11 protein-coding genes are annotated in these 14,665 nt (G+C 62.0%); 8 read left to right on the forward strand and 3 right to left on the reverse strand.

The genetic code is table 11. The features are described 5' to 3' along the window. The first annotated feature begins 1 nt into the window (after position 1). Both G3574_RS27240 and G3574_RS27245 read left to right on the forward strand, forming a co-directional pair. The gene (locus G3574_RS27240) at positions 2 to 1,165 is read left to right on the forward strand and encodes a CaiB/BaiF CoA transferase family protein (RefSeq protein WP_163968713.1); all 1,164 of its coding nucleotides are present in this window, start codon (positions 2 to 4) and stop codon (positions 1,163 to 1,165) included. A gap of 17 nt (positions 1,166 to 1,182) precedes the next feature. After that, positions 1,183 to 1,707 carry a gamma carbonic anhydrase family protein gene (locus G3574_RS27245; RefSeq protein ID WP_163968714.1) on the forward strand — a complete coding sequence of 175 codons (525 nt, stop codon included), beginning with the start codon at positions 1,183 to 1,185 and terminating at the stop codon, positions 1,705 to 1,707. Here the strand turns inward: G3574_RS27245 and infA are convergent, their stop codons facing one another. From infA to G3574_RS27260, 3 genes are all read right to left on the reverse strand, one after another. After that, on the reverse strand, positions 1,708 to 1,968 hold the full coding sequence (infA, locus tag G3574_RS27250) for a translation initiation factor IF-1 (protein WP_163968715.1): 261 nt from the start codon (positions 1,966 to 1,968) through the stop codon (positions 1,708 to 1,710). 325 nt (positions 1,969 to 2,293) lie between these two features. Continuing rightward, positions 2,294 to 2,569, reverse strand: a complete 276-nt coding sequence (locus tag G3574_RS27255; protein WP_163968716.1) for a DUF1488 family protein — start codon at positions 2,567 to 2,569, stop codon at positions 2,294 to 2,296. A gap of 429 nt (positions 2,570 to 2,998) precedes the next feature. Continuing rightward, positions 2,999 to 4,738 (reverse strand): hypothetical protein, encoded by a 1,740-nt coding sequence (locus G3574_RS27260; RefSeq protein WP_163968717.1) that lies wholly within the window; start codon positions 4,736 to 4,738, stop codon positions 2,999 to 3,001. Between the two features lie 380 nt (positions 4,739 to 5,118). Between G3574_RS27260 and G3574_RS27265 the strand changes: the two genes are divergently transcribed. The 6 genes from G3574_RS27265 to tssC all read left to right on the forward strand — a co-directional run bounded on the left by G3574_RS27265 (position 5,119) and on the right by tssC (position 14,659). Further along, the gene (locus G3574_RS27265; RefSeq protein WP_163968718.1) at positions 5,119 to 6,744 is read left to right on the forward strand and encodes a transporter substrate-binding domain-containing protein; all 1,626 of its coding nucleotides are present in this window, start codon (positions 5,119 to 5,121) and stop codon (positions 6,742 to 6,744) included. Beyond that, a complete protein-coding gene (locus G3574_RS27270) occupies positions 6,734 to 7,432 on the forward strand; it encodes an ABC transporter permease (protein ID WP_163968719.1) in 699 nt (232 codons plus the stop codon). Before G3574_RS27265 ends, G3574_RS27270 begins: the two co-directional genes overlap by 11 nt. 37 nt (positions 7,433 to 7,469) lie before the next feature. Next, the gene (locus G3574_RS27275) at positions 7,470 to 8,132 is read left to right on the forward strand and encodes a hypothetical protein (RefSeq protein ID WP_163968720.1); all 663 of its coding nucleotides are present in this window, start codon (positions 7,470 to 7,472) and stop codon (positions 8,130 to 8,132) included. Between the two features lie 21 nt (positions 8,133 to 8,153). Continuing rightward, on the forward strand, positions 8,154 to 12,203 hold the full coding sequence (locus G3574_RS27280; protein WP_163968721.1) for a hypothetical protein: 4,050 nt from the start codon (positions 8,154 to 8,156) through the stop codon (positions 12,201 to 12,203). Positions 12,204 to 12,575: 372 nt separating this feature from the next. Beyond that, the gene (gene tssB / locus G3574_RS27285) at positions 12,576 to 13,124 is read left to right on the forward strand and encodes a type VI secretion system contractile sheath small subunit (protein ID WP_163968722.1); all 549 of its coding nucleotides are present in this window, start codon (positions 12,576 to 12,578) and stop codon (positions 13,122 to 13,124) included. Positions 13,125 to 13,171: 47 nt separating this feature from the next. Further along, on the forward strand, positions 13,172 to 14,659 hold the full coding sequence (gene tssC, locus G3574_RS27290) for a type VI secretion system contractile sheath large subunit (protein WP_163968723.1): 1,488 nt from the start codon (positions 13,172 to 13,174) through the stop codon (positions 14,657 to 14,659). The last annotated feature ends 6 nt before the right edge of the window (positions 14,660 to 14,665 follow it).

Here is a 14,665-nt window from a genome sequence, read left to right on the forward strand (position 1 = left end):
AATGAACACCACCAATCCATCCGATGACAGCTTGCCCTTGTCCGGCCTGCGCGTGCTCGAGTTCACCCACATGGTCATGGGCCCGACCTGCGGCATGATCCTCGCCGACCTCGGCGCCGAAGTGATCAAGGTCGAGCCGCCGGGCGGCGACAAGACGCGCAAGCTGCCTGGCCTGGGCATCGGCTTTTTCCGGACCTTCAACCGTAACAAGAAAAGCATCGTCCTCGACATCAATACTCCCGAGGGCCGCGAAACCGCCACGGAACTCATCGGCTCCTGCGACGTGGTGCTGGAAAATTTCCGTCCCGGCCTGATGGCCTCGCTCGGACTGGACTACGCGACACTGTCGAGGAAATATCCGCGGCTGATCTACGTGTCGCACAAGGGCTTCCTGCCCGGGCCCTACGAGAAGCGGCTCGCGCTGGACGAAGTGGTGCAGATGATGGGCGGCCTGTCCTACATGACCGGCCCCAGGGGCAGGCCGCTGCGCGCGGGAACGTCAGTGAACGACATCATGGGTGGCATGTTCGGCGCCATCGGCGTGCTGGCCGCGCTGCGCGAACGCGACCGCACCGGCCGCGGCCAGGAAGTGCAGAGCGCCCTGTTCGAGAACTGCGTCCTGCTCGCCGCCCAGCACATGCAGCAGTACTCGATGACGGGCGAGCCGCCGCCGCCGATGCCCTCGCGCGTATCGGCGTGGAGCGTCTATGACGTCTTCACGCTGGCCGGCGACGAGCAGCTGTTCATCGGCGCGGTCAGCGACAAGCAATTCGTCACGCTATGCAACCTGCTTGGCCACCCCGAACTGCTCGATGTGCCGGAATATGCGGACAACGCTTCGCGCGTGGCGGTTCGCCCGCAGCTGCTGGAGCAGCTCGGCGCGATCCTGAAGGACCACCAGGCCGGTGACCTGGCGCCGCGTCTCGAAGCCGCGGGCATCCCATATGCGCCCATCGTCCGACCCGAGCAACTGCTGGATGACCCGCACCTCAAAGCCAGCGGCGGCCTGGTGCCGATGCAGACGGAAGACGGCGGCAGCACCGATGTCGTGCTCCTGCCGCTGCTGATGGGCGGACGCCGCCCGGGCGTGCGCAGTCCCTTGCCGGCCGCCGGCGAGCACACCGAAGAAATTCTTTCCTCGCTGAGGAAAGACCGCGCGGCCTGAACCGGGAGAAGAGCGTCATGGCCAAATACCGGATAGGCGGCAAGCAGCCAGTCGTGCATCCCTCCGCATTCGTCGCCGACGAGGCGACGCTCGTTGGCGACGTGCGGCTGGAGGAAGGCACCAGCGTCTGGCCCGGCGCGGTGCTTCGCGGCGACAATGAACCGATCACCATCGGCAGGCGCTCGAACGTGCAGGAGGGAGCGGTGCTGCACGCCGACCCCGGCTTCCCGCTGACCATCGGGGACGACGTGACGGTCGGGCACCAGGCGATGCTGCATGGCTGCATCATTCAGGAAGGGACGCTGATCGGCATCCAGGCCATCGTGCTGAACGGCGCGGTCATCGGCCGCAATTGCCTGGTTGCCGCCGGCGCGGTGGTCACGGAAGGCAAGGAGTTTCCGGATAACTCGCTGATCCTGGGCGCACCGGCCAAGGCGGTACGGCAGCTGAGCGAGGAAGCCATTTCAGGCATGCGCCGCAACGGCAACGAATATGTCGAGCGTGCCCGTTATTTCAAGGAAGCGCTCGAGCGCATCGATTGATCAGCGGCGACGCTGGAAACGGCCAACTGCGGCATCGCGTTTTTCGAGGTGACGGAAGGTGATGCGGCCCTTGCTCAGGTCGTAGGGCGACATTTCGATCGAAACCTTGTCGCCGGCAAGGATGCGAATATGGTGTTGCCGCATCTTGCCGGATGTATAGGCAATGAGCTGGTGACCGTTTTCCAGATCGACGCGAAAGCGTGAATCGGGCAGGACTTCGGTGACGAGGCCCATCATCTCAAGCAGGTCTTCTTTAGACATGGATGTTCCAATATGTTTGTCATAGCTTTAAATCGCGCAGAGACAACCTGGAACCGTAAAACTTCCCGGGAGCCAGAACGAAAAAAGATGAGTGATTAAAAAAGTCCAGCAGGCGTGCTTCCAAAAGGACGCTGGACGACATGAATGGCGCGAAACATGTCAGCGCCAAGCCAGGGGCGGCTTGCAAGGATCACGCGAAGCATCATCGCCGCATTGGACGCGTGACTGTGAATAAGGACATGCACCCAGCCGGATACGTGGCGTGATGCCCGGCCACTATAACACAGTGGCCGGCCATGGACGGCGAGAGGGAGGCCAGCCCGGGTCAGGATGCGACAGGCGGGGCCGCAAAGGTATTGCGCGTCAGCACTAGCGGTCCACCCTGCACGCCGGCCGCGACAAGCCGCCTCGCCACGCCGCTGATCTTGCCTTCGAACGAGCGGAATACCGTCATCTCGTCCAAGTCAGCGTTGCCGGGCTGCGAGCCGGTCAGCTGCATGAGAGCATCCTTTTGGATAAGACATTGATGCCTGAGCGAATCGACCGTTACGGTGAAAAGGACGCCACTATCGGTCAGGGTAGGAGAAATTTGCTGGTTCATGAAAATACCTTTGTAAAAGCCCGCACCCTGGGTACGAGCCGTTGGCGCGCTCATGCAGCAGCGCAGGAGGCGGGCGCGGACAGGAAAAGCTGAGAAGGGCAGGGCGCTCTCGCCCTGTTTTAGACGTTGCGTGGCCGTGGGCCTACTGAACGCGTCATGCCGGAATTGCCATCGCGGAAGCGATAAGCCGGGTTCGCCGGTGGCGGGAATCGTCTATCGATGCCTTCATCCTCCGCTTTCTGGCTGCAGCCGCTTTGATCTAAATCGCGCGGGGCCATGAAACGGGCACTTTTCTTCGCTGGAAATATCAGCGGGAAAACCAAGCCAAGACGCGTTCTCAGTCCTGCATGTTGCCATCGAGATTCAAGTGACCGGTTGGCAAGGCCGGTCCATTGACGGCGGTTGAACTGCAATATTCCGTTGATCGGCTTACGCCGTCACCAGCACCGGCTGGGTCGCGCCTTTCACATTGTTCAACAACCTCTGGTAATCAGCGTTGGACTCGCCAGCCAGTACGCTGACCGGAGCAGGCTTCACATTGAAGCTGCATTCCTTGATCAAGCGCGTCGCTTCCGCCTTCAGGGTGGCGATATGCTCGGCGGCGCGGCCGACGTCATCGGTGCTGCGCGGCGTCGCCGCATGGAAGACGTCATCCTTGTCGGCAAAGATGCCGGAGTTCATGACGATGGCGGCCATGATGGGACTGGCCTTGGTCATCGAATACAGGAAATTCAGGTAAGCCGCGCGCCGGTTGTGCAGGAAGTCATCCGGAGAATAATGCGCTGCCTTGAATTCCGGCATGGTGCCGCGCGAAGCGGGCGGCACGACCACTGGTGCCGCGTCGGACGCAGGTGCAGAGGCAGTCGATGCAGCGGGCGCGGCGGGGGCGTTGCTCATGTTGCGCCACAAGGTCTTTGCTTCAAGCAGGAATGCCTTGATTCGTCTTTCCTCGAACAAGGTATAGAGCATCTTGAACACGAACTCGAAGCCTGCCAGCACCAGGTCCGCGATCTTGTGTGCCGCCGCTGCCGTCGTTGCCGCGACCGCGACGGAGATGGTTCCCTTGATGATCTTCCATGAAGAGATCACCTGGCGCTGCGCGATGCCACTGTCGATGCCAGCCCGGATCAGGGCGAATGCGCCATCGCTGGTCACGAGTTCGGACTGCTGGATCGTGATGCTGCGGCGCGTCCATGCATCTTCGATCAGGCTGGCAAGGCCTTGCACGATGTCGGCGGCGCCCCCTGCAAAATCGGCGGCTTCCTTGGCCACGAACTTGAACACGACGCCCAGTGCCTTGCCGACCAGGTCCGCCAGTTCGGAAAGCCTGCCCGGGAACTTGTCCTTGAGCTTGTCAACCACCCAGGCCGCGAACTTCTTGAACTGGTCCTTCAGGAACTTGAGGACGCCGTTACCCTGCTTTCCATACTCGGTATATTGCGTATATCCCGTGTAGATGCCGCCGGCGACGGTGGCGACGCCGCCTTCCACGACCTCCATGATTTCGGCGGCCATCTTCTGGTTGGACCTGTCCACGAGGGTGTTGGCGACCGGAAGAATCGTCAGGGCGCCGACGATCGAATCCCCGACCCAGTTCCACTCGACGTCGATGTTGGCGAGCAAGGTCAGCATCATCTTGCGCGTCATCTTGCGGGCCTCCTCGTTGGAGGCGGGACTGGAATCCCTGAGGGCGTTGATCAGCTGGGTCAGCCTGAGGGTGTCAGTGATCACGTTGTTGCGGTTGCGGGCGTCGCGGTAATCCCTGCTGACGACGCTCGTCTCCGCAACCGTGCCGCCCAGCCTGTATGCCACGCCGATGTAGGTCTGCAACGCATTCATCAGGTTCTCGGCGTTGCCGGCGTGGGTAATGCCGTCTGGGCCGGCATACTCGATCCACGCCTTGTAGGCCCGGTCGACCCGCTGCAGGCGCTCGCCGCGGCTCTTGGTCGTCTGCAGCAGGCGGGTCGACATGATCCCGTCCACATTCGTTGCCTTGATCCATGCATCGTAGGTCTGCGGGGGAGCAAACGTGCACAGCCGCCTGATTTCCTCGTCGGTAAACGTCCTGAAAGTCGCCTTGTGCGCAGCATGCGCCCGGTTGGCGGTGACGAAGTCGTTCGTGAGCTTCTTTTGCAGGGGACCGCTCCCCGTGGGCTGGGCAATTGACATACGAATCCGGGATGAATTTTTCCGAGGGGAAACCTATCCTGTTGAGCTTATACCAGAGCCTTTTGGTGTAGTCACCTTAAAAATGCAACATGACAAGGATGCGATTCCATGCTTGTAAATGGAAGCGCAACTTGTCCGCCGGCCCCCTGCCAGCGGGCCGAGCCGGCTCTCCGCAAGATGCTTGATGGAAAATTCCGTTTGGCAAATACTGGCGTGGACAGTAATATCCCCCAACACATGTTCGGCGCCACGATGGAAGCTGTCTTGACCATCCCGGATGCCGATTCGTCGACGATCGAAATGAACACGGCCGCCGCGGGCCATCAGGCAGGGAGACAGTCCGGGAACTGGATACACAGGCAAACGGGCTTGGCAAGACAATGAAATTTGAAACGCTCTTTCAAAAAATCGCTTTCATCAGCCTGTTGCTTTTCGCCCAGGTAGTTTCCGCAGAGCAATTCAAGCCTAGCAAGGCGCTGGAGCAAATCCAGAAGCGCGGCACCCTGCGGGTCGGAGTCAAGACTGATTTCCGGCCCTATAACTGGCTTGACGCCAAGGGAGAAGTGATCGGCTTCGAAAGCGACCTTGCCCAGCTGCTGTCCGACCGCCTCGGCGTCAAGCTCCAGAAGGTGAGCATCACGACGGAAAACCGCTTCCAGAAGCTGGAGCTTGGCGATGTCGACATCCTGATCGCCACGGTCGGCGACACGGCGGCAAGGCGCCAGATCGCCGCGGCCGTCGAGCCCGGCTATAGCGAAACCGGCGTCAACGTGCTTTTCCATCCGCAGCAGGCGGTCGACACCTGGGAAAAAACCCGGGGCAGCACCATCTGCGCCCTGCAGGGAAGCTATTTCAACAAGCCGATGGCCGAGCGCTACCTGTTGAAGCTGCAGGTCTACAAGACGGTCCGCGACGCCCAACTGGCATTGAAGGATGGGCAATGCATCGGCTTCCTGTATGCCACGGGGGCGCTGAAGAACACCCTCAAGCAGCCTGACTGGTCAGCCTACAAGATGCCCTTGCCCCAGGCGCTGGTGACGCCGATGTCGGTGTTCCTGGCGCGCAGCGAACGCGGCAGCGAGCTTGACGTGAAGATCGGCGACCTGCTCGCCGAACTGCATCGGACGGGATGGCTGATCGAGAACGAAAGGAAATGGGGCATCGACATTTCCGACTGGATGCTGAAGCAAAAGGAGCTCTGGGCGCACCAGGACGCCACCGGCAAATACACCTGTACGCGCAACGATTCCGGCCTCTGGTCGGCGAATTGCCGCAGCGCGGAATACGTATCCAGCGCCGAGGTGCAAGGCCTGCAGGCGGTCGGGCTGTGGTTCAAGGAGCAAACCGGCATCGACCTCAACATCGTGTACGACCCTTACGACCGCAAGCAATTCGCGCAAGGCGTGCTTTACACGATGCTGCTGGTGGCAAGCAGCGTGGCCATCAGCCTTATGCTCGGCATCGCGGTCGCGGTGGCGATCGATGGCAAGACGTCATGGTGGACGCGGGCGATTGCCGCGGCAATGGCTTACGGCAGGATGACGCCGCCGCTGCTGATGATGTACCTGATCTTTTTCGGGGTCGGAGGCTGGCTGATGCATGAATTCGGCATCAAGCTGCCGGCCTTTCCTATCGCGGCATTCTGCCTCGGCTACTACACGGCCGGGCTGATCATGAGCGCATTCCTCGAAGCCGCCAGGCACATCCGGACCTACCGGCCCGCATTCAGGCTGTCCTTCCACAACCTCTCCCAGACGGCCGAGTTCTCGAGCTGGCCGATCAAGCAGGCGCTGATCAACCTGACCAAGCAGACAATGATCGCGTCCGCCATCGCGATTCCCGAACTGCTCAGCGCCAGCAGCCTGCTGATTGCGGAAAAGGGCAATATCTTCCTGATCATGACTGTCCTGCTGCTGACCTTCTACATCATCACTAACTTGTGGACCGCACTTTTCAACATTGCGGAACGCATGCTGCTTGCCAGGGTGGCGCTCCATGCTCATTGAAACCTTCACGTTCCTGGCCACATGGACGCCCTTCCTGCTACAGGGCTTTTTCTGGAACGTGTTCATCGCGGTCCAGGCAGTGTTGCTCGGAACGCTACTCGGCGCGGGCCTTGCCTGGGTGCGCGTGACCCGGCCCGGCAAGCCGGCCATGATCGCCGAGCGCTTCTCGAAGCTGATGCGCGGCGTGCCCACCCTGGCATTGATCTTTTATGCGGTATTCGTGCTGCCTACCGAGTTCACCTTGCCGGGCACGGCAACGGTCGTCTACTTCCCGCAATGGATCAAGGCGGTGATTGGCCTCGCTGCCGCGCCGCTGGCATTTACGTCCGAGAGTCTGGTGGTAGGGTACCGGTCCTGGTCGAAGGGAGACATTGGCGCCGCGCTCCTGTTCATTCCTACCTGGATCAACGCCTTCCTGATTTCCTTCGTCGCGTCGAGCGCGTCTTCCCTCGTGGGGGTAAGCGAACTGGTCAGCCGCTGCAATTTCCTGATTGCCGCGACGGGTTCCAAGGTAATGATCCCGGTTTACCTTTACTGCAGCCTTTATTTCGTCGTGACGGCATTGCTCTTCACATCGATGATCCGCTGGTTCAAGGAATCGAAATACATGCACGCGCTGCATCAAAAGCTGGCCGCCGCCCATGCGGCGCAAACGCGGCGCAACCTGGACCTGCCAGCGGTCTCCTGATGGCCTTGCCATCGACAACCAATCAACCCGTCTACCCATGCTCCATCCCCTGGTCACTCTTTGGCGCCAGTCCTGCCGCGTGACATTCTACGAATCCGGCGGCCAGCCGATGGAGGCATTGTTCGAGCATCGTTCGCCTGGCAGCCAGCCGCATGTCTCGGGGGTGCGGCGCGCGTTCTCCTCCGCCGATGAGGCGCATCACTACCTGCGATTCTGGCTGAGCGATCCCGCTGCGCGCGCCGAGCTCAAATGGGTGCTGCAGCGCTCAGGGCCATCGCTCGTGACGTCGCACGGCGGCGTGGACGGCTGGCTTTATGCCCTAGGGACACGCCTGAAGGCAGGCGCCATCGTCGTCATGGAGGAGCATGCCCGCCGCGCACGTCCCGGCCGGCTGATCGCGCCGGGCGCTGCGGCGTCGGCCGCCGCGTCGCAGGCAGCCTTGTCGGCGCTGCCTGCCCTGAGCGCGCTGCCGAAGGCGCCCGTCGTAATAAATCTGCTGCCTGCGCTCGAAGAGATCCGGATCGAAGGCGCCGAAGTCTTGCCGGAGCTCGACCAATCGCTGGAACAGGTGTCTGCCTCCATGGAAGACGTCAAGTCCGCATCCTTGTCGCTCGATCCGGCACCCTCCAAGGTGGCCGACATCACCACATCGATTTCCGACGCCGCCGCCCGCACCAATGACGAACTCAAGCAACTCTAAGTCGCCCGGCGGGAAGGCGCCATGAAAGTCATCGACCGCTCGCTCGAGGTGTTGCCGCGCAGTGCGACCCGGATTTCGGATGCCGTGCAGACTGCCGCGAAAACCGTGGCCGAACAGGGCAAGGCGTTTGCGAAGGACGTCGAGGATTGCGCGACGTCCGTCGCCGCCGATGCGGTCGCCATCGCGGCGCAGGTGAAATCCATTCCCGCGCTGGTCGATCCCGCTCCCATCGTGTCCTGCTTTACCGACGGGCTTGCCGCCGCCGCGGACAAGCTGCGCAAGCTTGGCGCGGATGCCGCCGCGATCCCCGGTCCGCTCGTGCAACAAGCGGCAAGCGCGCGGCAGGTGGCCGACGCAGCCGTGCAGTCAGTCAAGTCGCTCGCTGCCGCGATACCGGCCTTGCCGACCCTGGTGCCCGACATGGCACCGCAGCTGGCGTTCTTCCAGAGCCTGCCTGCCCGAGGTCAGGCGCTGGGCAGCCAGGCGGCGCAGGCGACCGCGCTCTTCGAACAGTATGGAAGCCGGCTGCGTCCCCTGGCGGAGCAATTCGCCCGGCTTGCGCAGGCAGGCGCGCTCAATGCCGCAGCCCGGAGCACGTCGGCTGCCTTGACGGCCCAGGCCAAGTCGCTGCAGAGCGATTCGATCGCGCAGATCCAGTCCTTGCGCGCCGGCTTGCAAACGAATGTTGCCGACCTGACTGGCGCAGTCGATGATGCCAGCGCGAAGGCGGCGTCCGTCATCAGTGGCGTCTCGGACCTCGTGTCGAAGGCCGGCAACGACCTGCTGCTGCCGCTGCAGGAGCAAATCGCATTCGTCGAACGCATGCAGGACTCGCTGCGCGAGGCCGCATCGTCCTGCGATGCCTTGTTCCAGGAAGCTGCCTCGCAGATCGAACATGGCGGTGAGCTGGTGACCGCGCCCATCGGCGTGGCGCGTGCCCAGACGGACGCGGTGATCGAGCGCCTGAAGGCCGCGGCAGCCGCCGTCGACGTCTTGCTCGCCAAGGTCCACGAGCCTGTCGATGCGCTTGAAACCCGGGCCACCAATGTCAAGGAAGCCCTGGACGCCGTAGTGGGCGTCGTTGCCGAGGAAGTCGAACAGATACAGTCGCTGCTTGCTGAACTGGATGCCGAGGCAGAGAAGGCAAAAGCCACGCTGAACGCGCTGCCCGATAATTTTTCTCCGGTACAAGACAGCATCGTCCAGGCAGCCGCCTTGCTTGAAGAAATCAGGGGCCGCATACCGGGCTTCGTTTCCAGCGCGAACGCCGCCCTTGACGGCGCCCGTGCCGAGCTTGACCAGGCCGAGGACAAATGCAACCACGCCATCGAGGTCTGCACCCGTTACATGATGAAAGCGCCGCCGCTCATGGCGGCGCGCACCCTGTTCGTCGGCGTGAAGGCGATGATTCCCGGCGTGAAGACGGCCATCGCGACTGCGAAAAAATCCGTGCAGGCGGCGGGAGCCACGGCCGATGGCTTGCTGCTGCAGGGAATAGGCGCGGTCAATGCCTTGCAGCCACTGCTTGACCAAGCCATCGCCAAGCTCAGGCAGGCGATCGATGCCCTGGTCGCGCTGCTCGCCAAGCTGCAGGCGGCGCTGCAGCAAGTGTCGACGATGGCAGGCGCGGTTCCGCCGGAAATGTCCCGTCAGCTCGACATCGCCGAACAAGCCATGCAGACAGTCCTTGCGAAGGTTCACGCCGCATTGCAGGCCTTGCTCGACAAGCTGGGATGCGAAGCCCTCGTCAACCGGCTGCAGCAGGAATTATCGGCGCAACTGGACAAGGGCATCGCGGCGCTCGAACAGAAGATCAAGGAAGCCAGCCAGCCCCTGCTGCAAGCATTGCAGCGCGGGCAGGAAGCCGTGGGGCAGGCGGCTGAACTCGCGCAGGAAGGCTTGCGCACCGTGCATGGCCTCCTGACCGACGCCATGGCCCAGGCGCGTCAGCTGATTGCCCAGCTCGTCGAAAAAATCATGGCCTGCCAGTCCCAGGTCACGTCATTGGGCGGCGCCGCGAAGCAGCAGATCGCGGCAGCCGAGGCCAAGATGCTGGCGCTGGTGGACCAGGTGGTGCAAAAGATTTCGGCGCTCGACATAGGCATCCCCGAGATTCCGGCGGCGGTGCAAAGCGCATTGGATGCAATCTCCACCGTTACCGTGCAGCTTGCCGACGGCTCGGGCAGCCTGGCCGCCGGGGTGCGCGCGCCGGACGATTGGCAGGAGGCCGCGGGCAGGTTCAACGAGTCAGCCAGTGCCGATGCGGACAAGGCATCGGACGAAGTGGCGCAGGGAGCCGATGAAGTGCAATCGGCATCGAGCGAGCTGGAGACCGATGCGAGTCGCGCCAGTGAAGCGGCACCCGCCATGGATGCCACCCTGGCCGAGATTGAAAGCACCGCCAGCCGCATGCAGGCCGAGACGCAGGCGGCAGCGGATGAGGCGGACGCGTCGGTGGACGAGATGAACGGGTCGTTCCAGGAAGCCCGTGCCGACGCAGAGTCGGTGGGAAGCAATGTGGGTCCGGTCAGCGAACAACTCATTGCGGACGTCCAGGCCGAGACGGATAACGCGATGGCTGCGGCCGAAGAAGCGAAGGCGGCTGAGCAAGGGCTGGCTGCCGATATCGCGTCCGCCGCAGCGGATGTGGCACAGGCTTCCCGCGATGCGGAAGCGCAGACGGAAGCGCAAAAGAACGAGGCGCAGGCAGCGATTGATGCAACGCTGACGGAGGTGCAGGCAGTCCAGGCCCAGGTGGAAGTGGCGCGCAAGGACGTCGTCGCCGCGGAAGCGATCGTTGACGCCGAAGTCGTCAAGCACGGCGGCGAATCGATGTTGGCAAAGCGGGAAGACGAGGCGGCGAATCGGGCTGCAAGTCAAGCCGCAGATCAAGCGACAGCTCAAGGAGCGGAGCCCGGCGCCAACCCTGGAGACGGCAAGGGCGACAAGGCATCCGCGGAAGCAGGAGCGGAGGCGGGATCATCGTCGAGCGCCCAGTCCGAAGAGAGTGTCAGTCCCGATGCAAATGCTGCCAGCAATGCGGACGTTGCCGAAACATCGGCGGCAAGCGAGAGCGATGGTGAATCCGCATCGCGCCAGGACGCATCGCAAGAGGGCAGCCCGGACGCCGAAGCGTCGGCTTCCTCGTCAATGCCCGCGAATGACGCCGGCGATGCAGATGGTGCCGATGCAGATAAGGCCAGCAAGACCGCCGATGCGGTTTCGGCTGTATCGGAGGAGGCAGCAGCACCTGGATCGGCGGGCCGCAAGACGGTGGATGCAGAAGAAGCGGAGAAGACTGAAGAGGCAAAGCAAGCGCAGCTGGCAGGAATGCAGGGCGACACAGCGATCGCTGCCGCTGGCATGGACAAGCTGGCTGAATCTTCGGACGTACCGGCCGTGCCAGAAGGTAAATCGGTGTCAGACGCGGTAGCTCCGCCTGAAGCCGAATCACAAGCGCCGGAAGCGGACGAAAGCAAGACGGCCGACGCAAGCGTATCGGCGGACGCGCCCGACGATAGCGATGCGCATGCCGCCGCGCAGCCCGGCGAGAAGCCTCCTGTCCTTGCCGACGGCAGCTTGCCGGATGCCGGGTCGTTGGCAATGCCGGACAAGGCCCTCAAGCCGCCGCCGGCATCCACTTCGGATGATGCCCTGACGCTAAAGTCCGATGGCATGAAAATCGGAAGCCCTGATGTGCCTGATGTTTCGGCGGCTATCGATCTCGGTGAATTGTCCAAGGCGGCAGGCAAGCCTGATGCCGGGCTCGAAATCAAGACCTCTCCTCAGGCAGCAATGGCGAAAGCGGGCACCGAAGAAATTGGCAAAGGCATTGCAGCCCAACCAGTCGAAAGCCCCGCAGAACAGATGGCCGACATGGGTGCCGCCCCCGCAGTGCAGGATGATGCATTGTCGAAGGTCTCTGCGTCTGACGCTCCCGCCCTTGATGCCGCGCATCCGAACGACGAACCCGCATTGCCTGGCGAGGGCGATGCGCCACAACTTGCTTCTTCACTCGAGGCTTCCCTGCGTTCCCGTCTTATCGATGCGATCAAGGACGAGGCGCCTTGAAAACCTCAACCTCGTTCCGTCTACGCGATCCCCGTACTGCATAAGGCAACGATAAACAATAGGGCATCACGCCATTTGATGTCCGCGTTCGTGCTTGAGTGGTGCGAGATTTGTGACTTGGCCATGACTTTTTATTCTTGCTGCATTGCGGTTGTGTTCGAAAAGAGATTCCGCAATGCGTTCTTTGATAAATCCCAAAAAAGTTCTTGTTCGTTCAACTTTTTCCCCATAACATGAGCCTGATTCCTAAAGACAAGTTACAAACAGTCACGCCTTCGAAGCGCAACGGAAAACGGAGCTGATTCTTCTGTCATCGCGTCTTGGGAATACTCCAATGATCACTAGTATGGTTAACCAAGCGAAGGTGAGGGAATGGCAGACAGCTTGCAAAAATGGGTAGGACGCAATCGTCCTCCGCGTGTACAGATTACTTATGACGTTGAAACCGGTGGCGCCTCCGAGAAAAAGGAACTGCCGCTCGTGGTTGGCCTGCTGGCCGACTTGTCGGGCAAGCCGCTCGTGCCGCCGGCAAAGCTCAAGGATCGCCGCCTGATCGAAATCGACCGCGACAACTTCAACGAAGTGATGGGCAACATTGCCCCGCGCCTGGACATGTCGGTGCCTGACACGCTGAAGGGCGAAGGCAACCTGAAAGTCGAGCTGAACTTCACCGAGATCGATGATTTCCACCCCGAGGCAATCGTGAAGCAGGTGCCCCGGCTGGCCAAGCTGCTCGAAGTCCGCCAGCAACTGCGCGACCTCCTCGGCAAGCTTGACGGTAACGATGAGCTTGATGCGCTGCTCGAGAACATCGTGCAGAACTCCCAGGAACTGCAAGCGTTGAAGGGCAGTGGCGCCGCTGCAGCGGAAGCCGCACCCGCAGCGCCCGCCGAAGCAGGTCCCGAAGCGACGCCCGCCTGACCGTGTCCGGCAAGCGCATCCTCCAATCGAATTCAGAGAGTTAAACCATGGCAACTAGTCAAGCTGCTCAGGGTGGCGCCAGCGCGTCCACCCAAGACCTTAGCCTGCTGGACCGTATCGTCCAGGAAGGCAAGATGGCGATCGAGCCGTCCCAGAAAGCCTACGCGAAAACCCTGCTCGGCCAGTTCGCGACCCAGATCCTTGATGAAGGCATGAAAACCGCTCCCGACAAGGGCGTGGTGGCGATGATCAACGAACGCGTCGCCGAGATCGACCGCATCCTGACCGATCAGCTCAATGCGATCATGCATCACCCCGAATTCCAGCAGCTCGAAGGCTCCTGGCGCGGCCTGCACGACATGGTCATGGGCACCGAGACCGGCCCGACGCTGAAGCTGCGCTTGCTGAACGTCTCCAAGAAGGAACTGCTGAAAGACCTCGAAGGCGCCGTCGATCACGACATGAGCGTCCTGTTCAAGAAGGTCTACGAAGAAGAATATGGCACCTTCGGCGGCAATCCCTATTCGCTGCTGATCGGCGATTATTATTTCGGCCGCCACCCGCAGGACATCGCCTTGCTGCAGCGCCTGTCCAAAGTGGCAGCGGCTGCCCACGCGCCGTTCGTTGCCGCGGCCGCGCCGTCCCTGTTCGACATGGGCGAGTTCACCGAGCTTGGCGTTCCGCGCGACCTGTCGAAGATTTTCGAGAGCGCCGAACTCGCATCCTGGCGCGGCTTCCGTGAATCCGAGGATTCACGCTACGTCGCACTGGTGCTGCCGCGCTACGCAGCCCGCCTGCCTTATGGCGCGAAGACCTCGCCGATCGAAAGCTTCAACTTCGAGGAAGACGTCAACGGCAAGGACCATTCGAAATACCTGTGGGCCAACTCGGCTTACCAGCTGGGACTGCGCATCACCGACGCCTATGCCAAGCATAGCTGGACGACCGCGATCCGCGGCGTCGAAGGCGGCGGCAAGATCAGCGGCATGACTGCCCACGCATACAAGACCGATGAAGGCGATGTCGTGCTGAAGTGCCCGACCGAAGTCACCATCACCGACCGTCGCGAGAAGGAACTCAACGACCTCGGCTTCATCGCCGCCGTCAACTCCAAGGGTTCCGACTTCGCCGCATTCTTCGGCGGCCAGACGGTGAACAAGCCGAAGCTGTACAACCTCGATGCGGCGAACGCCAACGCGGCGCTGTCCTCGCGCTTGCCCTACGTCCTCGCGGCGTCGCGCTTCGCGCATTACATCAAGGTGATCATGCGTGACAAGGTCGGCAGCTTCCAGACCCGCCAGAACGTCGAGGCTTACCTCAACAACTGGCTGAGCGCTTACGTGCTGCTGAGCCCGAACGCGACCCAGGGCGAGAAAGCGCGCTTCCCGCTGGCTGAAGGACGCGTGGACGTGACCGAAGTTGCAGGCAAGCCGGGCGCCTATTCGGCCACGGTCTTCCTGCGTCCGCACTTCCAGATGGAAGAGCTGACCACGTCGATCCGCCTGGTTGCCGAATTGCCTGCCGCAGCGGCCTAAGCTGAT

The organism is Noviherbaspirillum galbum, from assembly GCF_010974945.1.
Taxonomy (GTDB): domain Bacteria; phylum Pseudomonadota; class Gammaproteobacteria; order Burkholderiales; family Burkholderiaceae_D; genus Noviherbaspirillum; species Noviherbaspirillum galbum.